General features: G+C 70.9%; 17 protein-coding genes and 1 other RNA gene. 7 read left to right on the top strand and 11 right to left on the bottom strand.

Going from position 1 to position 21010, the window contains the following annotated elements; genetic code table 11:
• Window positions 1-23: 23 nt before the first annotated feature.
• The 3 genes from NW895_RS19385 to ssrA all read left to right on the top strand — a co-directional run bounded on the left by NW895_RS19385 (window position 24) and on the right by ssrA (window position 2257).
• Entirely contained in the window at window positions 24-1193 is a 1170-nt protein-coding gene (locus tag NW895_RS19385; protein ID WP_289936969.1) for a S41 family peptidase, read from the top strand.
• A 58-nt stretch (window positions 1194-1251) separates the two neighbouring features.
• Entirely contained in the window at window positions 1252-1731 is a 480-nt protein-coding gene (smpB, locus tag NW895_RS19380; protein WP_289936968.1) for an SsrA-binding protein SmpB, read from the top strand.
• Between the two features lie 125 nt (window positions 1732-1856).
• Window positions 1857-2257, top strand: a transfer-messenger RNA (tmRNA) gene (ssrA, locus tag NW895_RS19375).
• Window positions 2258-2330: 73 nt separating this feature from the next.
• Here ssrA and NW895_RS19370 read toward each other — a convergent pair.
• The 7 genes from NW895_RS19370 to NW895_RS19340 form a co-directional block, all read right to left on the bottom strand.
• On the bottom strand, window positions 2331-2849 hold the full coding sequence (locus NW895_RS19370) for an NUDIX hydrolase (protein WP_289936967.1): 519 nt from the start codon (window positions 2847-2849) through the stop codon (window positions 2331-2333).
• Between the two features lie 530 nt (window positions 2850-3379).
• Window positions 3380-4384, bottom strand: a complete 1005-nt coding sequence (locus tag NW895_RS19365) for a LacI family DNA-binding transcriptional regulator (RefSeq protein ID WP_289936966.1) — start codon at window positions 4382-4384, stop codon at window positions 3380-3382.
• On the bottom strand, window positions 4384-6633 hold the full coding sequence (yicI, locus tag NW895_RS19360; RefSeq protein ID WP_289936965.1) for an alpha-xylosidase: 2250 nt from the start codon (window positions 6631-6633) through the stop codon (window positions 4384-4386). Before yicI ends, NW895_RS19365 begins: the two co-directional genes overlap by 1 nt.
• Before the next feature lie 10 nt (window positions 6634-6643).
• Window positions 6644-7477: a carbohydrate ABC transporter permease gene (locus tag NW895_RS19355; protein WP_289936964.1), complete on the bottom strand. Its 834-nt coding sequence runs from the start codon at window positions 7475-7477 to the stop codon at window positions 6644-6646.
• Window positions 7474-8403, bottom strand: a complete 930-nt coding sequence (locus NW895_RS19350) for a sugar ABC transporter permease (protein ID WP_289936963.1) — start codon at window positions 8401-8403, stop codon at window positions 7474-7476. The genes NW895_RS19355 and NW895_RS19350 overlap by 4 nt, the downstream gene beginning before the upstream one ends.
• Entirely contained in the window at window positions 8400-9692 is a 1293-nt protein-coding gene (locus NW895_RS19345) for an extracellular solute-binding protein (RefSeq protein ID WP_289936962.1), read from the bottom strand. Before NW895_RS19345 ends, NW895_RS19350 begins: the two co-directional genes overlap by 4 nt.
• Before the next feature lie 120 nt (window positions 9693-9812).
• The gene (locus NW895_RS19340; RefSeq protein ID WP_289936961.1) at window positions 9813-11117 is read right to left on the bottom strand and encodes an MFS transporter; all 1305 of its coding nucleotides are present in this window, start codon (window positions 11115-11117) and stop codon (window positions 9813-9815) included.
• 102 nt (window positions 11118-11219) lie between these two features.
• On the opposite strand from NW895_RS19340, the gene NW895_RS19335 reads away from it, so the two are divergent.
• The 4 genes from NW895_RS19335 to NW895_RS19320 all read left to right on the top strand — a co-directional run bounded on the left by NW895_RS19335 (window position 11220) and on the right by NW895_RS19320 (window position 17222).
• The gene (locus tag NW895_RS19335) at window positions 11220-12185 is read left to right on the top strand and encodes a LysR family transcriptional regulator (RefSeq protein WP_289936960.1); all 966 of its coding nucleotides are present in this window, start codon (window positions 11220-11222) and stop codon (window positions 12183-12185) included.
• A 308-nt stretch (window positions 12186-12493) separates the two neighbouring features.
• A complete protein-coding gene (locus tag NW895_RS19330) occupies window positions 12494-13588 on the top strand; it encodes a hypothetical protein (RefSeq protein WP_289936959.1) in 1095 nt (364 codons plus the stop codon).
• 200 nt (window positions 13589-13788) lie between these two features.
• Complete coding sequence (locus NW895_RS19325; protein WP_289936958.1) at window positions 13789-15987, top strand: glycosyltransferase; 2199 nt, start codon at window positions 13789-13791, stop codon at window positions 15985-15987.
• On the top strand, window positions 15984-17222 hold the full coding sequence (locus tag NW895_RS19320) for an acyltransferase (protein WP_289936957.1): 1239 nt from the start codon (window positions 15984-15986) through the stop codon (window positions 17220-17222). Before NW895_RS19325 ends, NW895_RS19320 begins: the two co-directional genes overlap by 4 nt.
• 55 nt (window positions 17223-17277) lie before the next feature.
• On the opposite strand, the gene NW895_RS19315 is transcribed toward NW895_RS19320, so the two are convergent.
• The 4 genes from NW895_RS19315 to NW895_RS19300 form a co-directional block, all read right to left on the bottom strand.
• Window positions 17278-17526, bottom strand: coding sequence for a hypothetical protein (locus NW895_RS19315; protein WP_289936956.1), 249 nt, complete (start codon window positions 17524-17526; stop codon window positions 17278-17280).
• The gene (locus NW895_RS19310; RefSeq protein WP_289936955.1) at window positions 17523-18854 is read right to left on the bottom strand and encodes a S8 family serine peptidase; all 1332 of its coding nucleotides are present in this window, start codon (window positions 18852-18854) and stop codon (window positions 17523-17525) included. Before NW895_RS19310 ends, NW895_RS19315 begins: the two co-directional genes overlap by 4 nt.
• A 486-nt stretch (window positions 18855-19340) precedes the next feature.
• On the bottom strand, window positions 19341-19589 hold the full coding sequence (locus tag NW895_RS19305) for a hypothetical protein (protein ID WP_289936954.1): 249 nt from the start codon (window positions 19587-19589) through the stop codon (window positions 19341-19343).
• Window positions 19586-20917: a S8 family serine peptidase gene (locus NW895_RS19300; RefSeq protein WP_289936953.1), complete on the bottom strand. Its 1332-nt coding sequence runs from the start codon at window positions 20915-20917 to the stop codon at window positions 19586-19588. The genes NW895_RS19305 and NW895_RS19300 overlap by 4 nt, the downstream gene beginning before the upstream one ends.
• Between the last annotated feature and the right edge of the window lie 93 nt (window positions 20918-21010).

Raw genomic sequence — 21010 nt, 5'->3', positions numbered from 1 at the left:
CGCGTTGTCCTAGACTCACCGGCATGTCAGGTCGTGACCCGTTCTGTCAGCCCCGCCGCATCGGCCGCGGGGTCGCCCTGACCTTGGTGTTCGCGAGCGTCCTCGTCACCGGCGCGGCCACGGGCTCCCTCCCCGGCCCGGACCGGAAGACCGCACAGGACACGGCCGGTTCGGCCATGCCCGCCGGTCACCATGAGGACGTCACCAGGGCCGCCGCCGAGGCGATGGCCGACGGCAAGTCCCCCGTGGAGGCGGCCGAACGCGCGGTCAGCCGCAGCGGGGACCGCTGGGGAGCCGTCTACTCCCAGGGCGAGTACGAGGAGTTCGAGGAGGCCCTCGACGGCCGGTACACCGGCGTCGGCCTGTGGGCGCGGCGCGAGCGCGACGGCCGTATCGAGGTGACGAAGGTGCGGTCCGGGTCGCCCGCGGCCGCCGCCGGGATCCGCGAGGGCGACCGGCTGCGCAGCGTCGACGGGCGCAGGGTCGACGGACGGCCGGTCACCGAGGTCGTCTCGGCACTGCGCGGGGACGCCGGCAAGGAGCCCGCCGGCACCCCGGTCACCCTCGGCCTGGAGCGCGGCACGCGCGCGTGGAGCCTCACACTGCGCCGCGCCCGTCTGTCCACCGAGTCGGTCACGGTCCGAGAACTCGCCGACGGCGCCACCGTCATCAAGATCGACGCCTTCACCAAGGGGTCCGGTGACGAGGTCCGCACCGCCGTACGGCAGGCCCCGCCCGGTGCCGGGATCGTCCTCGACCTGCGCGGCAACTCCGGCGGCCTGGTCACCGAGGCCGTCACCGCCGCCTCCGCCTTCCTCGACGGCGGCCTCGTCGCCACGTACGACGTGGACGGCGAGCAGCGGGCTCTGCACGCCGAACCGGGCGGCGACACCACCAGACCCCTGGTCGCGCTCGTCGACGGCGGCACGATGAGCGCGGCCGAGCTGCTCACCGGCGCATTGCAGGACCGCGGCCGCGCGGTCGTGGTGGGCTCCCGCACCTTCGGCAAGGGCTCGGTCCAGATGCCGAGCCGGCTACCCGACGGCTCCGTCGCCGAGCTGACCGTCGGGCACTACCGCACCCCCTCCGGCCGGGGCGTCGACGGCCACGGCATCACGCCCGACCTGGAGGCCGACGAGGGTGCCCTGGAGCGGGCGGAGACGGTCCTGAGCGGCCTCGGGGACCCCTCCTGATCACCCTCGTAATCGACTTTCCGCCCACCCCCTCCGTAGTGCGAAAATGGCCAGCACTATGGCTAAGGAAAAAGGGCGCAAGCTGATCGCGCAGAACAAGAAGGCGCGGCACGACTACCTCATCCTCGACACCTACGAGGCCGGTCTGGTGCTCATGGGGACCGAGGTGAAGTCGCTGCGCCAGGGACGGGCGTCGCTGGTGGACGGCTTCGTGCAGCTGGACGGGCACGAGGCGTGGCTGCACAACGTGCACGTGCCGGAGTACAGCCAGGGCACCTGGACCAACCACAGCGCCCGCCGCAAGCGGAAGCTGCTGCTGCACCGCGAGGAGATCGACAAGCTGGAGGCCAAGTCCCAGGAGACGGGTCACACGATCGTGCCCCTCGCCCTGTACTTCAAGGACGGCCGCGCCAAGATCGAGATCGCGCTGGCGAAGGGCAAGAAGGAGTATGACAAGCGGCAGACGCTCCGCGAGAAGCAGGACCGGCGCGAGGCCGAGCGGGCGATGTCGGCGGTGCGCAGGAAGGCGCGCGCCTAGCGCCGGGAATACGGTGGCATCGTCCGGCGTTGGTCACGTACGATGGCACCTGCACCTCACAGCGGGTGCGAGCCCCTCTCAGCGGGGGCGAGGATTGAACTGTTGTTAATTAAATACAGCAACATGGGGATGATCGGTTTCGACAGCGGCTGTCGAAGCAGGGGAAGCGTGTCGAGGAAGCGGCCATGATCTCGTAAACCACAGGCCGAAAAAAATAATCGCCAACACCAAGCGCGATTCCTCCCAGCAGGCCTTCGCCCTCGCTGCCTGATCTCAGGTAGCAGAGCGAGCCTCCTACTAAGGGAGTGTCAGCCCGGGGCTGTTCCCGACCCGGATCCTGGCATCAGCTAGGGAACTAAACCTCTAGGCCCGGTCACGGGGTGTAGAGGGAAACCAAACAGTGACTGAGCCCGTCGGAGACTTGTCCGCGTGATCTCCGGGGCCGAGAAAAGCGAAGCGGACTGCACACGGAGAAGCCCTGGTTCCGCACCGTTGGACGCGGGTTCGATTCCCGCCATCTCCACGAGTGGAGTACCTCTCCGCACCCCATGTGGGCAAAGGCCCCGTCGCTTTCAGCGGCGGGGCCTTTGTCGTGCCGGTCACAGCGGCTGCCCCTCCCTGAGGTAGACGACCGTTCCCGACACGGCGGCGGCGTACAGCGCGGTGAGCGTGGGCAGAGGGGCGGCCAGGGGCGTGGTCCGCAGGTCGTCCAGGCCGAGCAGGGCGTGCCGGTCGTGTTCGGGGCTCAGCCGGACGGGGGCGCCTTCGGGGAGGGTTCCGCCGTCGAAGAAGCAGTCGAGCACCGGGCCCGTGCCCAGGACGTCCGCGCGGTGGTCGACGCCGATCAGCCTGGGCACCGGGGCGAGCTCGATGCCGGTCTCCTCCCGCATCTCCCGCCGCGCCGCCGCCCACGGGTCCTCCCCGTGGTCGACCATCCCGCCCGGCACCCACCACGTCCCGGCGCTCGGCTGGCCGGGGCCGTAGCGCAGCATCAGCAGGCGGCCCTCGGCGTCCCGCATCAGGACGCAGGCGGCGATGAGGGCCTGGGGCTGGGTCTTCACCCACTCCTCGCGGGGCAGCCAGGCGGTGGACGTCTCGGGTGGGGTGGGCAGGGTCATACGGCTCCTTCGGCTCCTCGGCGGGCAGGCCTGTCTCTTTCTGCAACCCTGGCCGATCCTTGGCCCGGTCGCATTCGAAACGGAATCCACCGTCCGGGTGAACCGGACGTGCCAAAAGGGGCGTTGGGGAGCGATAGCCTTGAGCCGTGACGCCCCCCAGATGGGCTGTCACGAGGAGCAGAAACCGACTGTCGTCATGCGGCTGATCCGACTCCTTCCGGAGCGGGCGGCGAGGCATGCGAGGAGGTGGCTGCTCTGGTGGCTCAGCAGGTAACCGGATATCCCCAAAGGGTCTGGGGACATCCGGCGGGCTCCTGTTGAGCCGGGGCCCCGTTCGGAGTTACCGCTCCGGGCGGGGCCCACCTTCTCTGGTGGCTCAGCAGGTAACCGGATGTCCCCACAGGGCCTGGGGACATCCGACAGGCTGCTGCTGAGCTGGGCCACCGTCCGGTTACACGGTCCGAGCGGGGCCCTCCCGCGTCCAAGTACAGCACACCAGCCCCCCACCCGGCATGACAGTCAACGACAGTTCACGCCACCGCCCGCCGCGCCGTACTGGCCCTCTCCGTCATCCTCGGCGCCAGCAACGTCGCCTCCGGTACGGCCTGACCGCCCAGCTTCTCCATCAGCAGTTCCACCGCCCGCGCCCCGACCTCCGCGGACGGTACGGCGACCGAGGTGACGGGGACGCGGACCGACTCGGCCACCTCGTCAGGGCAGATGGCGGTGACGGACAAGTCCCCGGGCACGCGCAGCCCCAGCTGCTCGAAGGCGTCGATCAGCGGCTCCAGTAACGGCTCGTTGTGGACGACGACCCCCGTCAGCGCGGGCTGTTCGCGCAGCAGCCGCTCGGCGACCTCCCGGGCGGCGCCCGCCCCGCAGGGGTGCACGGACGAGGAGAGCCCGGCCCGGTCGGCGGCGGCCGTGAAGCCCTGCACCACCCGCTGGGCGAACCCGGTCTGCCGTACGTACACCTCCGGCGGCGAACCCACCAGCGCCACGACCCGGTGCCCGAGCCCCGCCAGATGCTCCACACACGCCTCGCCGGCCGCCCCGAAGTCCAGGTCGATACAGGTCAGTCCGGCCGGATCGGCAGGGAAACCGATCATCACCGACGGCCGGTCCAGAGTCCGCAGCAACGGCAGCCGCGGATCGTCCAGCTGAACGTCCATCACGATCAGCGCGTCCACCAGCCCGGTGTCCGCGACCCGCCGCAGCCCCTCCTCGCCCTCCTCCTGCGTCAGCAGCAGCACATCATGGTCGTACTCCCGGGCCGCCGTCACCACCGACACCGCGAACTGCATCACCACCGGCACATGGATCCCGGCGCGCAGCGGCATCACGAGTGCCAGCACGTTCGACTTGCTGCCGGCCAGTGCCCGTGCCCCGGCGTGCGGCCGGTAGCCCAGTTCGCGGACGGCCGCCTCGACGCGCCGCCGGGTCTCCTCGGAGATCGGGCGCTTGCCGCTGAGGGCGTAACTGACGGTGCTGGGGGAGACCCCGGCGCGCCGCGCCACATCGGTGATCTTGACCATCAGCCGAGCTCCAGCGTCAGGAACCCGGTGCCCGCCTGCGCCCGCACCGCACGCTCACCGGCGGCCAGCCCCCAGGGCGCGGCCGGGGCGCTGCAGGACGCCCGCAGCGTGTCCCCCTCGCGTACGACGGTGAAGGTGACGTCCCCGACCGGCACCGTCACCTGCTCGCCCCGCCGCAGCCCGTACGCCCGCAGGGTCACCCCGTCGGCGTGGTCGTAGTCGGGCCGGGTGTCCACCGCGCCGACCGGGATCACCGCGCCCGGCCGGACCAGCAGCGGCACGCTCAGGAAGCCGTGCCGCTCCCGCACCCAGCGCGGCCCGGTCACCGTCTCCCCGGTCAGGAAGTGGGTCCACGTGCCCTCGGGGACGTAGTACGTCACGTCCCCCTCGTCGGAGAAGACCGGAGCCACCAGCAGATCCGGCCCGAGCATGTACTGCCGCTCCAGATGCGCGCAGCCGGGATCGTCCGGGAACTCCAGCACCATGGCCCGCATCATCGGCACGCCCTCGGCGTGGGCGGTGCGCGCGGCGCCGTAGAGGTAGGGCATCAACCGCAGCTTGAGCCCGGTGAAGTGCCGCAGCACGTCCACCGACTCCTCGTCGAACAGCCACGGGACCCGGTAGGAGGAGCTGCCGTGCAGGCGGCTGTGCGAGGAGAGCAGCCCGAAGGCGATCCACCGCTTGAACAGCGCGGGCGTCGGTGTCCCCTCGAAGCCGCCGATGTCGTGGCTCCAGTACCCGAAGCCGGACAGCCCGAGGGACAGCCCGCCCCGCAGCGACTCGGCCATCGACTCGTACGTCGCCTCGCAGTCGCCGCCCCAGTGCACCGGGAACTGCTGACTCCCGGTCGTCGCCGACCGCGCGAAGACCATGGCCTCCGCCTCACCGCGGTGCTTGCGCAGCACGTCGAAGACGGTCCGGTTGTACAGGTACGTGTAGTAGTTGTGCATCCGCTCCGGGTCGGAGCCGTCGGCCCACGCCACGTCGACCGGCACCCGCTCGCCGAAGTCGGTCTTGAAGCAGTCCACGCCCTGGGCGAGCAGCGCCTCCAGCTTGGCGGCGTACCAGTCGCGGGCGGCGGCGGAGGTGAAGTCGACGAGCGCCATGCCCGGTTGCCACAGGTCCCACTGCCAGACACTGCCGTCGGGCCGTTTCAGCAGGTGCCCGAGTGCCTTGCCCTCCGCGAACAGGGGCGAGCGCTGGGCGATGTACGGGTTGATCCACACGCAGACGCGCAGCCCCCGCGCCTTCAGCCGGGACAACATGCCCTCCGGGTCCGGGAAGACCCGCGGGTCCCACTGGAAGTCGCACCAGTTGAACTCCCGCATCCAGAAGCAGTCGAAGTGGAAGACCGACAGCGGCAGTCGCCGCTCCCTCATGCCCTCGATGAAGGACGTGACCGTCTCCTCGTCGTACGACGTCGTGAAGGACGTGGACAGCCACAGGCCGAAGGACCAGGCGGGCGGGAGGGCCGGGCGGCCGGTGAGGGCGGTGTACTTGCGCAGGATGTCCTTCGGAGTCGGTCCGTAGATGACGTAGTACGTCAACCGCTGTGTCTCCGCGCTGAACTGCACCCGGGACACCACCTCCGAGGCGACCTCGAAGGAGACCTTCCCGGGGTGGTCGACGAAGACGCCGTAGCCCGCGTCCGTCAGACAGAAGGGGACGTTCTTGTAGGCCTGCTCGCTGCACGTGCCGCCGTCGGCCTGCCAGATGTCGACGACCTGCCCGTTCTTCACCAGCGGGCCGAACCGCTCGCCGAGGCCGTAGACGGACGTCCCCACCCCGAGGTTCAGCTGCTCGCGGAGGTAGTGCGCCCCCGCCGCGTCCCGCATGATGCCCATGCTCTTGTGGCCGCTGTGGGTGAGGGTGCGGCCGTGCGCGAGGAACTCCACGTGCCAGGGGCCGGTGCGGGCGATCCTCAGGGACAGGGCGCCGGAGGTCAGGGTCGTGTGCTCGTCGTCGTACTCGATCTGCGGGGCGGGCTCGGCCTCGGTGAGGCCGAACTCGGGCCCGCGGGGCTGCTCGCCCGCGAAGTGGGTCAGCGTGAGGCCGATGACGTCGGGCATCGGGGTGTGCGCGTTGATCGTCATGACCGGTCCCGTCATCAGGTCGCCGCGTGAGCGGATGGGCCGGGTCGGCGCGTGGATCTCCAGCGCGCCGTCCGACTCGGTGACGTCGAGGACCTCGGCCGGATAGGCCGCGGTGACGCCCTCGCGCAGCAACCAGTAGCCGTCGGTGAACTTCATGTGGGGGTCCTTACTTCACGGCGCCCACGGCGATGCCGCGGGTCAGCGTCCGCTGGAAGACGAGGAAGAAGACGAGGGCCGGCAGGACGCCGAGCAGGGCGGCCGCGTTGGTCATGGTGGCGTCCATCAGGCGCTGGCCCTGGAGGACACCGAGGGCGACCGACACGGTCTGGTTGTCGTTGGAGATCAGCATGACCAGCGGCAGCAGGAACTCGTTCCAGGTCCAGACGAAGAAGAAGACCAGGAGCACGCCGAGCGTCGGCCGGCTGACCGGGACGACGATCCGCCACAGCACCTGCCACTTGGTCGCGCCGTCGATCCGGGCGGCCTCGATGATCTCGCGGGGGAACCGGCCGAGGACGGAGGAGAGGAGATACGTGCCGAAGGCCGCCTGGATCACCGTGAACACGATGATCACGCTGAGCCGGGTGTCGTACAGACCCGCCTCCTTGCTCAGGTAGTACACCGGATAGACCAGCGCCTCCTGCGGCAGCATGGTGGCGAGGACGAAGAACGCCAGCACCCAGGTGCGGCCCTTGATCCGGCCGATGCCGATCGCGTACGCGTTGAGGATCGACAGGCCCGTGGCGAGCACGGCCACCGCGCCGCTGATCAGCACCGAGTTGACGAGCTTCCGGCCGTAGTCGACGCGCTCCCAGAAGTCCTTCAGGCCGTCCAGGTAGAGGCCGTCGGGCACGCTGAGCGGGCCGCTCCGGGAGTACTCGGCCGGGGACTTGACCGCGTTCACGGCGACGATCAGGAACGGCACGACCATGAACAGGGCCGCGACGCACAGGGCGACGAGCACGGGGTAGCGGCGCAGGGCGTTCCTCGTGGCCGTCATGCGCGGGCCCCTTCCTCCGCGTCCTCCGCCCGGGTCTGCAGCTTCAGCCCGATCAGCGAGAGGACGAGGATGATCACGGTGAGGATCGTGGAGATGGCGGCGCCGTAGCCGACCTGGGTCTTCTCGAAGAACGTGGTGAAGGAGAAGTAGGACGGCACGTCGGTGGCGCCGCCCGGGCCGCCCTTCGTCAGCACGTACACCGCGCCGAACACCTTGAGCGCGGCGATGGTGCACCAGGTCAGGACGACGTACGTCTCGGGCCGGATCTGCGGCAGCGTGATGTGCCGGAAGCGGCGCCACCAGCCGGCGCCGTCCAGCTCGGCCGCCTCGTACAGCTGCGGGTCGACGCGTTGCAGCCCCGCCATGAACACCACCAGCGGGAAGCCGATCTGCACCCACACCATCACGCCCATCACGCTGTACAGCGCGAGGTCGGGGTCGCCCAGCCAGTCCTGCTGCCAGGAGCCGAGGCCGACGGCTTTCAGCAGCTCGTTCAGGGAGCCGTTGTCAGGGGCGAGGATCCAGCTCCAGACGATGCCGGCGACCGCGATGGGCAGTACCTGCGGGAGGTAGAAGCAGGCGCGGAGTACGGCGGCCGTGCGGAACCCGAAGTGCTTGCCGACGTAGTCGAACAGCGCGGCGGCCAGGACCAGCCCGATCGCCGTCGGTACGACCGCCATGGCGACGACCATGAACAGGCTGTGCCGGAAGGACGCCCAGAAGTCGGAGTCGTCCATCAGCTCGCGGTAGTTGGCGAGCCCGGACCACGTCGGGCTGCCCACGCCCTGCCAGTCGGTGAAGCTCACGCCCGTGTTCATCAGGAACGGCACGACGATGACGGCGAGGAAGGCGAGTACGCCGGGGAGGAGGAACAGGGCGTAGGAGTCGCGGGAGCGGCGGGGAGCCTGCTGGCCGGTCACCGTCATTGCTTCGGGGCGCCCTTGTCGTAGGCCTCCTGCAGGGCGGTGAGGTAGTCGTCCGGTGGCGTGCTGCCCGTGATCAGCTTCTGGGTCTCGGAGACGAGGACGTCGTAGAAGCCGGGGACCGGCCAGTCGGGGTAGAAGGCCAGGCCGTCCCGCCGGGAGAGGGTGTTGAAGTTCGCGATCAGGTCCTTGGCCTGCGGGTCGGTGATGGCGCTCGGGTCGGCCGCGACCGGGACGCCGCCCTTGTTGCCGAGCAGGTTCTGGATCTTCTTCGACAGGGTGATGTCGATGAAGTCGTAGGCGAGGTCCTTGTTCTTCGCGCCCTTGGGGACCACCCAGAGGTTTCCGCCGGAGCCGAGGGTGAGGTTCGTGTCCGGCCAGAGGAAGGTCCCCCAGTCGAACGTGTTCTCCGCCTTGAAACGGCCGTACCACCAGCTGCCGGAGAACAGGATCGGTGCCTTGCCCCGGATGAAGGAGACGCCCGCGTCCTCGGCCTTCATACTGCTGGACTGCTTGCCGATGTAGCCCTTCTTCACCCAGTCGGCGAAGGTCTCGGCGCCGTACGTCCACGCCGCGTCGTGGAAGTCGGTCTTGCCCCGGTACAGCTCGTACGCGTCCACCCAGGAGCGGTCCGCCTCGGTGAGGGCCAGCTGATACAGGTACTGCTGGGCCATGTACTCGGCGCCGGCGTTGGCGAGCGGGGTGACGCCCGCCTCGACGAACTCGTCCATGGCGGCGGTCAGGTCGTCGAACGTCTTCGGCTCGGCGACCCCGTACTTCTTGAACAGGTCCTTGTTGTAGAAGACCATCGTGTACTCGGCGTAGTTGGGCACGCCGTACCACTTGCCGGAGCCCATGACGCCGTCGGCGTCGTACCTGCTGGTCGTGCGCACACCGGCACTGATCTTCTGGTCCCAGCCGCGCTGGGTGGCCTCGGCGGTCAGGTCGGTGAGCAGGCCCTGCTTGGAGAGCAGACCCGCCGTCGCGTTGCCCTTGTTGTACTCCATGACGTCCGGCGCGTCGGAGGAGTTGAGCACCATCGGGGCGGTCTTCTGGATCTGCTCGAAGCCCTTCTCCTCGAACGTCACCCGCACGCCCGGATGGGTCCGCTCGAACTCCTTGACGGCCTCGTTCCAGGCCACGCCCATCGCGCTGTCGGGGCCTTCGTAGTGCCAGAGCCTGAGGGTCTTGCCGTCGGCGGATCCGCCGTCCGAGCCACCGCAGGAGGTCAGCAGCAGCGATCCGCCGAGGATCACCGCTGTCGCCACCACACGCCTTCGTGCCGTCAACATCCACTGCCTCCAGAGGAGTCGGATGGGCAGGTCGTGACGTCACGCAGAGTCGATCGAACTGATGCGAGCATGACGTCGAAGCGCTTCGACGAAGGAACGTATGTGGGGCATGTGAGACCGTCAATGGGGCGTGCGGGAATTGGCGAAGCGATTCGACGGATCGAACAGGGCGAGAGAGATCACCAGGGCCGAGGCCGCCGCGATGAGGGGCACCCCGTAACCCGCCGTGACCGACGCGTGCTCCACCACCCAACCGCCTGCCGCGCTGCCGCCCGCGATGCCGCCCAGGAGGCCGGTCACCGCGAGGGTCATGCCCTCGTTCAGGCGGCCCTCGGGGGTGCGCCGCTGGACCAGCGTCATGGTGGTGATCATCGTCGGGGCGGTCGCCATGCCGGCGATCAGCAGCGCGCCCGCGAGGAGCGGGAGTGAGCCGGTGCCGGCCAGCAGGAGGGGCAGGGTGAGCAGGGCGGTCATCGCCGCGACGCACCACGGGAGGCGGGACTCGGCGGGACCGCTCGGTTCGAGGGCCCCGTACAGCAGGCCCGCCGCGCAGGAACCGGCCGCCTGGAGCGCGAGCACCACACCCGCCGCCGAGCGGTGCCCCTGCGCGTCCGCCAACGCGATCGTCACGACCTCCGTCGCCCCGAATACCCCGCCCATCGCGAGACAGACGGCGAGCAGCGAGCCGAGGCGGGCCCTGCCCGGTGCGGAGGACCGCTCCCGCACCGGTGGCTCCGTCGAGCGCTGGGCGGAGAAGAGCAGGACGCCCGTCAGCAGCAGCGCCGTGGCGACGAGGGTGCCCGCCTCCGGGAAGAGGGCGGTGCACAGGAAGGCCGCCAGGATCGGGCCGAGCATGAAGCACAGCTCGTCCGCGGCCTGTTCGAAACAGTTGGCGGTGTGGAGGGCGGCCGGGTCGTCCCTGAGCAGATGAGCCCAGCGGGCGCGGGACATGCCGCCCGTGTTGGGGGTGGTGGCGGTGGCGGCGTACGCGGCGAACAGCGCCCAGCCGGGGGCGTGGTGCCGCACGCACAGCAGCAGCGCGAGGGAGCCGAGGGCGGCGATCGCCGTGGCGGGGACGGCCACGCGGGCCTGCCCGTACCGGTCGACGAGCCGCGCGGTCCACGGGGCGACCAGCGCGGTCGCCGCCAGCCCGGTCGCGGTGACGGCACCGGCGAGAGCGTACGAGTCACGGGTGCCGGCGATCATCACGATCGCGCTCACGCTGAACATGCCCATGGGGAGACGGGCCAGGAGGTTCCCGACGGTGAAGGCTCGGGTGCCGGGGAGGGCGAAGAGACGGCGGTACGGGCCGGGCGGGCGGCTCCGGGTACGGGAGCCGGAGGTGCGGGGCGTGAAGTCGACGGCGACGAGGGTGTCGGCGGTGACGGTGAGCAACAGGGCGTTGCGGGAGGGCTGTTGCGGCATGGGTCCACCGTCGCCCGGGGCCGGTCACGGGGTCCAACACCTTCTTCCCGCCCATTCACACACTCCCGTTGTGAATGCGCCGGCCTGCTGTAGGTTCACCGGATGCCCGCACCGAGCCACCTCGACCCCCGCCTCCTGCGCGCCTTCGCCACCGTCGCCGAGGAGCTGCACTTCACGCGGGCCGCGGCCCGCCTGTACGTCGCCCAGCAGGCGCTCAGCCGGGACGTACGGAGGCTGGAGCGGGAACTGGGCGCCGAGCTGTTCGTCCGGACGACCCGGCAGGTGGTGCTGACCGCCGACGGCGAGCGGCTGCTGCCGTACGCGCGCCGCGTCCTTGAGGCGCAGGACGACCTCCTCGCCGCCTTCGGTCAGGCGCGGCCCCTGCTGGTGGACCTCAACTCCCCGGGCCTGGTCACGGGGCGCCGGGTCCTGCACCGGGCCCGGGAACTCGCCCCCGAGCAGGAGTTGATGGCCCGCTACGAGAGCGGGCTGACCGGAGCCGCGGGCGAGCTGCTCGCGGGGCGCCTCGACGCGTCGTTCGGGCGGTTCGCGGGCCTGCCCCCGGCGCTGCGGGCGGGCCTCGAACACCAGCCCGTACGGTACGAGCCGATGGCGGTCGTGCTGCCCGAGGACCACCCGCTGGCCTCGCTGGAGGCGGTGCCGCTCGCCGCGCTGGCGGGCGAGTCGGTGTACGCCGGTGCCGGAAATCCGCGGACGCCGGAGTGGACGGACCTCGCCCGTCTGCTGTTCGAGGGGCGTGGCATCGCGGTCGCGCCCGCCCTTCCCCTGGCGGTCGGCGACGAGGAGTTCGAACGGATCATGGCCAAGACGCGTCACCCGGTTCTCGCCGTGGTGGACTTTCCGGCCATGCCGGACACGGTGCTGCGGCCCCTGGTCGACCCCGTCCCGCTGTCGCCCGTGTCACTCGTGTGGAGAAGGGGTCTGGCGCATCCCGCACTGGACGCGCTGCGGCGGGCCGCAATCGAGGTCGCGGCCGGGGAGGGGTGGCTTGAGCGGCCTGTCGGGGGGTGGATTCCGGCCATCGATGCGGATGTGATGGCACTGTGATGCGGCTCTTACGGAGCTCTGACGGAGCTCTGACGCGCCGTGATGTCGCGCTGATCCCGTTCTGCTCCTGTCTCACAACTGACACGTGGACACCACAGAACCTCCGCATGCGCTACATTCATGACCCGAGCACGGTGTGGTAAGGGGGCGCTCGAACCAGGTGGGGGCCTGGTTCGACCGACGTGTGCTCGGCGTCGTACGCGCACCCGGAACTGTCCCGTGGGGGGAAGTGCGTGCGCGTGGAAAACTGGCGGGAAGACGCCCAACCTGAGTGGCCCGATCCGGCATCGGCGACCCGGGAGTCCCCGGTGACGAGGGGAGGGGGCAGAACCACCCAGGCGTTCCCGGAGACCGGCAGAACCGACGTCCGCAGGGCCCGCTCCGGCGCTGCCGAGACGGAGCTCCTGCGGGGCCGCGCGCGGTGGTTTTCCGACGCGGCCGAAACGCAGGTCCTGCCGTCGACGGGCGGGCCCCAGGGCTTGCCGCAGGCGGGGCGCGGTGCTGCCGAGACGGAGATGCTGCCGGGGGCCCATGGGGCCCGCAGAACCCGGGGTGCCGCGCGGTCCGCGGCCGAGACGGAGATCCTTTCCGCGACCCGCAGCGCCCGGCGTTCCGCACAGGCCGCCGCCGACACGGAGGTCCTTCCCGCGGTCGACGCGACCCGGGCCCTCCCGGAGTCCGGTGCCGGTGGGGCCGCCGCCCCGCGCGATCCCTGGCAGGACGGTGACGAGTCGGCCGGGCACACCCACGACCCGCACGAGGTGACCGTCCAGCTCGACGCCGTACAGCTCGGAGAGGGAATCCTGCGGCGCGCCGCGGGAGGGGCGGACACCGGGCGGGAGAGTTCCGACGGGCCGGTGTTCGTCGACGAGTCGGGCCGCCGCAGCCGTACGTTCCGCCGGATCGGCATAGCCGTCGGGGCCGCCTGCGCGATCTACGCCGTCGTCATCGTCGCCACGCTGCTGTCCGGCAACTCCAAGGCGCCCTGGCTGCCCGTACCGGGCCCGGAGGGCCGCCAGGCAGGCCAGGTCGACAGCCCGCCGCTCCCCGCGGAGTCGGCACCGCCCTCCGGCACCGGCGGTACGGCCCCGGGCAGCACCCCGTCGCCCACCGGCGGCACGTCACCGACGCCCGGCGTCAGCGCCCCCGCGTCCGGTGCCTCCACCGCCCCCGACGCCCCGGGCACGGTCGCCGACCCGCGGCCGCCGACCCCGGCCCGGTCCCCTCGGACCTCGGGCACCGGCGTCACCGTCCCCGACCCGACGGAGCCCACCGACTCGCCGGCCCCCGACGAGCCGACGGCGACCCCGACCTCCGACGAGCCGGCCGTCGGCCCCACCGAGACCACGGGCACCGCCGACAGCGCGGGCACCGACCCGGCCGTCGCGGCGGGCCCCGCCTAGAAGCCGGCCCCGTCCCTCGCGGCGGGCCCCGCCAGGAGCTCGCCCACCCGGGAGCCGGCCTCTCCGGAAGCCGGGCACCGCTCGCCCCTCCATGAGCCGGGCACCGCTCGCCCGTCCGGGAGCCGGGCACCGCTCGCCCGTCCGGGAGCCGGACTCCCTTCAGCACCACCACCCTCACCCTGTTCGGAGCACGTCCCCTGATGGCATCCCATAGCCGCCGTCCCGGCCCGCCCCCGACGCGAGCCCGCGACGGCTCCCGCCGCCGCCTGCCCCTGCGCCTGCTGCTGCCGGTGCTCGTCCTCGTCGCACTGATGGCGATGCTCATGCTGCGCGGGTACGTGCACAGCGAGATCCTCGCCGACCACCGCGTCCGGCCGCCCGCCGCCACCGACCAGGTGCCGGAGAAGATCCTTGACGGCGGCCCGGTCATCGACACCCGCAGCGGCCGCACCGAGAGCCTCAGCCTGCCCGACCACCGCCTGGTCCTCACCTTCGACGACGGCCCGGACCCGACCTGGACCCCGAAGGTCCTGGACGTGCTGAAGAAGCACAACGCCCACGCGGTCTTCTTCGTCACCGGCACCATGACCTCCCGCCACCCGGACCTGGTCCGGCGCATGGTCGAGGAGGGCCACGAGGTCGGCCTGCACACCTTCAACCACCCCGATCTGTCCTACCAGTCGAAGAAGCGCATCGACTGGGAGCTGTCCCAGAACCAGCTCGCGATATCGGGCGCGGCCGGCATCCGCACCTCCCTCTTCCGCCCGCCGTACTCCTCCTTCGCCGACGCCATGGACAACCGGTCCTGGCCGGTCACCGAGTACATCGGCGCCAACGGCTACATCACCGTCGTCAACAACACCGACAGCGAGGACTGGCAGAAGCCCGGCGTCGACGAGATCATCCGCCGTGCCACGCCCAAGGGCGGCAAGGGCGCGATCGTGCTGATGCACGACTCCGGCGGCGACCGTCACCAGACGGTGCAGGCGCTGGACAGGATGCTGCCTGACCTGCAGAAGCAGGGCTACGAGTTCGACAACCTCACCGAGGCCCTCGACGCGCCCAGCGCCCACACCCGGGTGACCGGGATCGACGCGTGGAAGGGCAAGGCGTGGGTCTTCCTGGTCCAGGCCTCGGACAGCATCACCGGCGGTCTGGTGGTCGGCCTCGCCGTCATCGGCTTCCTGGTCATCGCCCGCTTCGTCCTGATGCTCCTGCTGTCCGGCCTGCACGCCCGCCGCGTCCGCCGCCGCGACTTCCGCTGGGGGCCGCCGGTCACCGAACCGGTGTCGGTGCTGGTCCCGGCGTACAACGAGGCCAAGTGCATCGAGAACACCGTCCGTTCCCTGATGGCCAGTGACCACCCGATCGAGGTCATCGTCATAGACGACGGCTCCAGCGACGGCACGGCGCGGATCGTGGAGGGGATGGGACTGCCCAACGTCCGGGTGGTCCGTCAGCTCAACGCGGGCAAACCGGCCGCGCTGAACCGGGGCGTGGCCAACGCTCGTCACGACCTGATCGTGATGATGGACGGCGACACGGTCTTCGAACCGTCCACGGTCCGCGAACTCGTACAGCCCTTCGGCGACCGGCGCGTGGGCGCGGTCGCGGGCAACGCGAAGGTCGGCAACCGGGACTCGCTGATCGGTGCCTGGCAGCACATCGAGTACGTGATGGGCTTCAACCTCGACCGCCGCATGTACGACATCCTGCGCTGCATGCCGACCATCCCGGGCGCGGTGGGCGCCTTCCGGCGCTCGGCACTGCAAAGGGTCGGCGGCATGAGCGAGGACACGCTCGCCGAGGACACCGACATCACCATGGCACTGCACCGCGACGGCTGGCGCGTGGTGTACGCGGAGAACGCCCGCGCGTGGACCGAGGCCCCGGAGACCGTCCAGCAGCTGTGGTCCCAGCGCTACCGCTGGTCCTACGGCACCATGCAGGCGATCTGGAAGCACCGCCGCGCCCTCGTCGAGAAGGGTCCCTCGGGCCGCTTCGGCCGGGTGGGCCTTCCCCTCGTCTCCCTGTTCATGGTCGTGGCGCCGCTGCTGGCCCCGCTGATCGACATCTTCCTTCTGTACGGGATCATCTTCGGCCCGACCCAGAAGACGATCGTGGCATGGCTGGGCGTCCTGGCGATCCAGGCGGTCTGCGCGGCGTACGCCTTCCGGCTGGACCGCGAGCGCATGACGCACCTCATCTCGCTGCCCCTGCAGCAGATCCTCTACCGCCAGCTCATGTACGTCGTGCTGCTCCAGTCCTGGATCACCGCGCTCACCGGCGGCCGGCTGCGCTGGCAGAAGCTGCGGCGCACCGGCGTCGTGGAGGCGCCCGGCGGCCCGGTGCCGCGCCAGCGCACGGGCAGCAGCAGTGAACGGAGGCCTGTGGCATGACCAGCGGAAACACGACGTCGTACGGCATTCCGCAGCAGCGCACGACGGAGCCGGCACCCGCCGCTCCCACCGCCCCCACCCCTGAGGTGGGCCGGAAACCGGGACGCGACCGCTACCTGGACCTGCTGCGCTCGATCGCCCTGGTCCGCGTCGTCGTCTACCACCTGTTCGGCTGGGCGTGGCTGACGGTGCTGTTCCCGTCGATGGGCGTGATGTTCGCGCTGGCGGGTTCACTGATGGCGCGGTCGCTGAACCGCCCGGCGCTGGGCGTGATCAGAAGCAGGGTCAGGAGGTTGCTGCCTCCCCTCTGGGCGTTCAGCGCGGTGGCGCTGGCGCTGATGTTCGCGGGCGGCTGGAACCCGGTGAAGGACCCCGACCACGGCGGCACGTGGGGCCTGGTCGACCTGGTCAACTACGTCATCCCGATCGGCGCCCCGCCCTTCCCCTGGCACATCGGCTCCAAGTCGGGCCTGCTGGAGGACACATGGGCGGTGCAGGCGGCGGGCCCGCTGTGGTACCTGCGCGCGTACCTGTGGTTCGTGGTCGCGTCGCCCCTGCTGCTGTGGGCGTTCCGCCGGGCACCCTGGCCGACGTTGCTGGCCCCCCTGGGCCTGACCGCGATCGTCGGCACCGGCCTGGTCACGATCCCCGGCGAGACGGGCAACGCCGTCACCGACTTCGCGGTCTACGGCGGCTGCTGGGTCCTGGGCTTCGCCCACCACGAGGGCCTGCTGACAAAGATCCCTCGTTACGCCGCCGTCTCCGGCTGCTTCCTGCTGATGGCCTTCGGCCTGTGGTGGGCGTCGGGCCACCTCGGCCCCGACGGCTGGGACCTCAACGACATCCCGCTGGCCCAGGCGACATGGTCGTTCGGCTTCGTGGTGATCCTGCTGCTGTACTCGCCGTCCTGGCAGGAACTCCCGGGCCGCCTGGCGAAGTGGGACAAGCTGGTGACCCTCTCCAACAACCGGGCGGTCACCATCTACCTGTGGCACAACTTCCTGATCATGGCCACGGTCCCGATCCTCGACCTGCTCTACGAGCTCCCGTTCATGCAGGGCGACAGCGCGGTGGCCGCCCTCGACGCCACGTACACGATCTGGATGTTCTGCCTCGTCTGGCCGCTGATCGGCCTGGTGATCCTGGCGGTCGGCTGGATCGAGGACCTGGCGGCGAAGCGCGGGCCGCGGCTGTGGCCGAACGGGGCGCGGAAGCGGGGGACGCGGGCGCGGTGAGCGGGAACGCGGACTGCCCCAGGCGCGCACGCCTGGGGCACCAGCGGCCCGTTGCTCACTGGATCGGCGAGTCCGGCGGGGGGAGCCGGTAGGTGGTCTCCCGGTCGACGGAGTCGACGCCGTCGACCGCCTCCAGGGCCGGGATCCGGTCCTCGGCGATGGTGCCGGAGAGCGTGCCGAGTTCCGGTTGCTCGCCGGTGACCGTCAGTCCGGCCTGCCGCAGGGCTTCGACGACTTCCGTGAACCGGTCGGGGTCGACCGCGAGGATGACCCCGACCGGTGCGGAGTTGGACGACTCGCTCACGGGGCCTGGAGCAGGCCCGCGCCGACGTCCCTGACGGGCTGCTGGAGCGGGAAGGCACCGGATTTCAGCATGGCCACGAGCTTGTCCGCGGTGGCGCTGGGGTTGGCCTGGGCGAGCAGGGCGATCACACCCGCGACGTGCGGGGTGGCCATGCTGGTACCGCTCATGTTCTGGTACCCGCCGCCGGGCATGGCCGAGCGCACCTGCCAGCCGGGCGCGGCGACGTCGATCTCGCCGCCCTGGCCGTTGATGCCGCCGTTGGAGAAGAACGTCGGCGCGATCGCCTTGTCCAGCGCGGCCACGGCGAGGATGGAGGGGCAGTTGGCGGGCCGGGCGACGGGGTTGATGATCGGGGGCCGGCGGCTCTCGTTGCCCGCGGCGGCGACGATCACGCAGCCGCGCTCCATGATGCGCTTGGCCAGGATCTCGTAGGTCTGCGGGAACATCTCACCGGGCCGGACCGGAGCGCCGAGTGACATGGAGATCACCTTCGCGCCCTGGGAGACGGCCCAGGCCATGCCGGCCAGGATCTGGCCGTCGGTGCCGCTGCCGCGGTTGCTGAGCACCTTCACCGCGAGGATCCGGGCCTCGGGAGCCACGCCGTAGCGGGGGCCCTGCCGGGGGGTGGCCGGACCGGCGGCGGTGCCGATGCAGTGGGTGCCGTGGCCGTGGCCGTCCTTGACGCTCTCGCCGGGCACGAAGGAGACCATCCCGTCGATGCGTCCGGCGAAGTCCGGGTGCTCGGGGTCCACACCGGTGTCGAGGACGGCGATCTTGATGCCGCGTCCGGTGAGGTGGGTCAGGTTGGCCCGGATCGCCTGCTGACCCCAGGTGTACTTGTCCTCGATCCAGGCCGGTCCCTGGCCTGCGGCCATCTCGGCGAGAGTGTGCCGGGTGACGACCTCCTCATCGCTGCGGAAGGCCGGGAAGAACTCGGTCGGTGCCTGCTGCGGGGCGGTGATGGGCAGGGCGTAGACCATGCGCTCGGGCTCGGCCGCGATGATCGAGGACTCCGACTCGGCTGTGGTCACCAGGGCGTGGCGCTGCTCGGGCCGGACCTCGACGACGGCGGCGCTGAGGTCCTCGAAGAGCACGGAGACGTCGGGGCGTTCGAGGAGTTCGGCGACGTTCTCGGCCTCGGCTCCTCGGACGCGTTCCACGGTTGCGATGTCGGCGGAGGAACGCAGTGCGTTGATCGCGTTCTCCTGGTTGCTCGGGTCGAGCAGGACCACGTATCGACCGGTGTACTCCGTGCCCTGGGCCCCGAAGCCGTTGGGCTGGTGGGGCTGTTCGCCGAAGGTGCGCCTGTCCATGGGTCCGTTCGCCATTGAATTTCCCGCTTTCTGTGCGTTCCCCCGGTTTGGTGGACACGCGCCGGTGCACGGACTGCCGGACGCCGAGGATGGGGGCGTGGTTCAACCGTGTACGACGCGTACTGCCGTGACCTGCAGGACTGTCCCTTCTCAGGCCGTCGGCACCGCCCCCTCGAACACGGTCGCACCGGCCGGGGAGGCTCGCAACACAAGGCCGCCACCCGGTGATTCCAGGAGGTCAGAGGCGGGGGAGAGGAGCGCGGCACACGACCGCCCCGACGGTCGGCGCACCGAGCCGTACCCGGTGCGCCGTACCACCCGCAACGGCTCCCCGACGAACTGCTCCAGCACTACCGGCAGATGGCTGCGCGTGAAGGAGCCCACCACGAGCTGACGTTCACGGCCGACCGCACCAGCCGGCCAGGCGTACCTTCACGGCCACCACCGCCGACGACAACTTGCCGCCGCCCCGTCAGGCCGGGGCGGCGGCACCGTCTCGTCTCACTGGATCGGGGAGTCCGGCGGGGGGAGCCGGTAGGTGGTCTCCCGGTCGAGGGAGTCGACGCCGTCGACCGCCTCCAGGGCCGGGATCCGGTTCTCGGCGATGGTGCCGGAGAGCGTGCCGAGTTCCGGTTGCTCGCCGGTGACCGTCAGTCCGGCCTGCCGCAGGGCTTCGACGACTTCCGTGAACCGGTCGGGGTCGACCGCGAGGATGACCCCGACCGGTGCGGAGTTGGACGACTCGCTCACGGGGCCTGGAGCAGGCCCGCGCCGACGTCCCTGACGGGCTGCTGGAGCGGGAAGGCACCGGATTTCAGCATGGCCACGAGCTTGTCCGCGGTGGCGCTGGGGTTGGCCTGGGCGAGCAGGGCGATCACACCCGCGACGTGCGGGGTGGCCATGCTGGTGCCGCTCATGTTCTGGTACCCGCCGCCGGGCATGGCCGAGCGCACCTGCCAGCCGGGCGCGGCGATGTCGATCTCGCCGCCCTGGCCGTTGATGCCGCCGTTGGAGGAGAACGTCGGCGCGATCGCCTTGTGGAGTGAGGCCACGGCGAGGATGGAGGGGCAGTTGGCGGGCCGGGCGACGGGCTGGATGATGGGAGGCCGGCGGCTCTCGTTGCCCGCGGCGGCGACGATCACGCAGCCGCGCTCCATTGCCCGCTTGGCCAGGATCTCGTAGGTCTGCGGGAAGAGCTCACCGGGCCGGACCGCTGCCCCGAGTGACATGGAGATCACCTTCGCGCCCTGGGAGACGGCCCAGGCCATGCCGGCCAGGATCTGGCCGTCGGTGCCGTTGCCTCTGTTGCTGAGCACCTTCACCGCGAGGATCCGGGCCTCGGGAGCCACGCCGTAGCGGGGGCCCTGCCGGGGGGTGGCCGGGCCGGCGGCGGTGCCGATGCAGTGGGTGCCGTGGCCGTGGCCGTCGTTCACGGACTCGCCGGGCACGAAGGAGACCGCCCCGTCGATACGGCCGGCGAAGTCCGGGTGCTCGGGGTCCACACCGGTGTCGAGGACGGCGATCTTGATGCCGCGTCCGGTCAGATGGGTCAGGTTGGCCCGGATCGCCTGCAGGCCCCACGTCCATTTCTCCTCGATCCAGGCCGGTCCCTGGCCTGCGGCCATCTCGGCGAGAGTGTGCCGGGTGACGACCTCCTCATCGCTGCGGAAGGCCGGGAAGAACTCGGTCGGTGCCTGCTGCGGGGCGGTGATGGGCAGGGCGTAGACCATGCGCTCGGGCTCGGCCGCGATGATCGAGGACTCCGACTCGCACGTGGTCACCAGCGCGTGGCGCTGCTCGGGCCGGACCTCGACGACGGCGGCGCTGAGGTCCTCGAAGAGCACGGAGACGTCGGGGCGCTCCAGGAGTTCGGCGACGTTCTCGGCCTCGGCTCCTCGGACGCGTTCCACGGTCGCGATGTCGGCGGAGGAACGCAGTGCGTTGATCGCGTTCTCCTGGTTGCTCGGGTCGAGCAGGACCACGTATCGACCGGTGTACTCCGTGCCCTCGCCCCCGAAGCCGTCGGGCTGGTGGGGCTGTTCGCCGAAGGTGCGCCTGTCCATGGGTCCGTTCGCCATTGAATTTCCCGCTTTCTGCGTGTTTCCTCCGGTTTGGTGGACGCACGCCGATGCACGGCCGGACGCCGAGGATGGGGGCGTGGTTCAACCGTG

Source organism: Streptomyces sp. S.PNR 29, assembly GCF_030386795.1.
GTDB lineage: Bacteria > Actinomycetota > Actinomycetes > Streptomycetales > Streptomycetaceae > Streptomyces.
This window is presented reverse-complemented; position numbering and strand designations above follow the sequence as displayed.

Coding starts and splice junctions, on each gene's coding strand:
- NW895_RS19385 (WP_289936969.1), top strand. CDS start 24: ATGTCAGGTCGTGACCCGTTCTGTCAGCCCCGCCGCATCGGCCGCGGG.
- smpB (WP_289936968.1), top strand. CDS start 1,252: ATGGCTAAGGAAAAAGGGCGCAAGCTGATCGCGCAGAACAAGAAGGCG.
- NW895_RS19370 (WP_289936967.1), bottom strand. CDS start 2,849: ATGACCCTGCCCACCCCACCCGAGACGTCCACCGCCTGGCTGCCCCGC.
- NW895_RS19365 (WP_289936966.1), bottom strand. CDS start 4,384: ATGGTCAAGATCACCGATGTGGCGCGGCGCGCCGGGGTCTCCCCCAGC.
- yicI (WP_289936965.1), bottom strand. CDS start 6,633: ATGAAGTTCACCGACGGCTACTGGTTGCTGCGCGAGGGCGTCACCGCG.
- NW895_RS19355 (WP_289936964.1), bottom strand. CDS start 7,477: ATGACGGCCACGAGGAACGCCCTGCGCCGCTACCCCGTGCTCGTCGCC.
- NW895_RS19350 (WP_289936963.1), bottom strand. CDS start 8,403: ATGACGGTGACCGGCCAGCAGGCTCCCCGCCGCTCCCGCGACTCCTAC.
- NW895_RS19345 (WP_289936962.1), bottom strand. CDS start 9,692: ATGTTGACGGCACGAAGGCGTGTGGTGGCGACAGCGGTGATCCTCGGC.
- NW895_RS19340 (WP_289936961.1), bottom strand. CDS start 11,117: ATGCCGCAACAGCCCTCCCGCAACGCCCTGTTGCTCACCGTCACCGCC.
- NW895_RS19335 (WP_289936960.1), top strand. CDS start 11,220: ATGCCCGCACCGAGCCACCTCGACCCCCGCCTCCTGCGCGCCTTCGCC.
- NW895_RS19325 (WP_289936958.1), top strand. CDS start 13,789: ATGGCATCCCATAGCCGCCGTCCCGGCCCGCCCCCGACGCGAGCCCGC.
- NW895_RS19320 (WP_289936957.1), top strand. CDS start 15,984: ATGACCAGCGGAAACACGACGTCGTACGGCATTCCGCAGCAGCGCACG.
- NW895_RS19310 (WP_289936955.1), bottom strand. CDS start 18,854: ATGGCGAACGGACCCATGGACAGGCGCACCTTCGGCGAACAGCCCCAC.
- NW895_RS19300 (WP_289936953.1), bottom strand. CDS start 20,917: ATGGCGAACGGACCCATGGACAGGCGCACCTTCGGCGAACAGCCCCAC.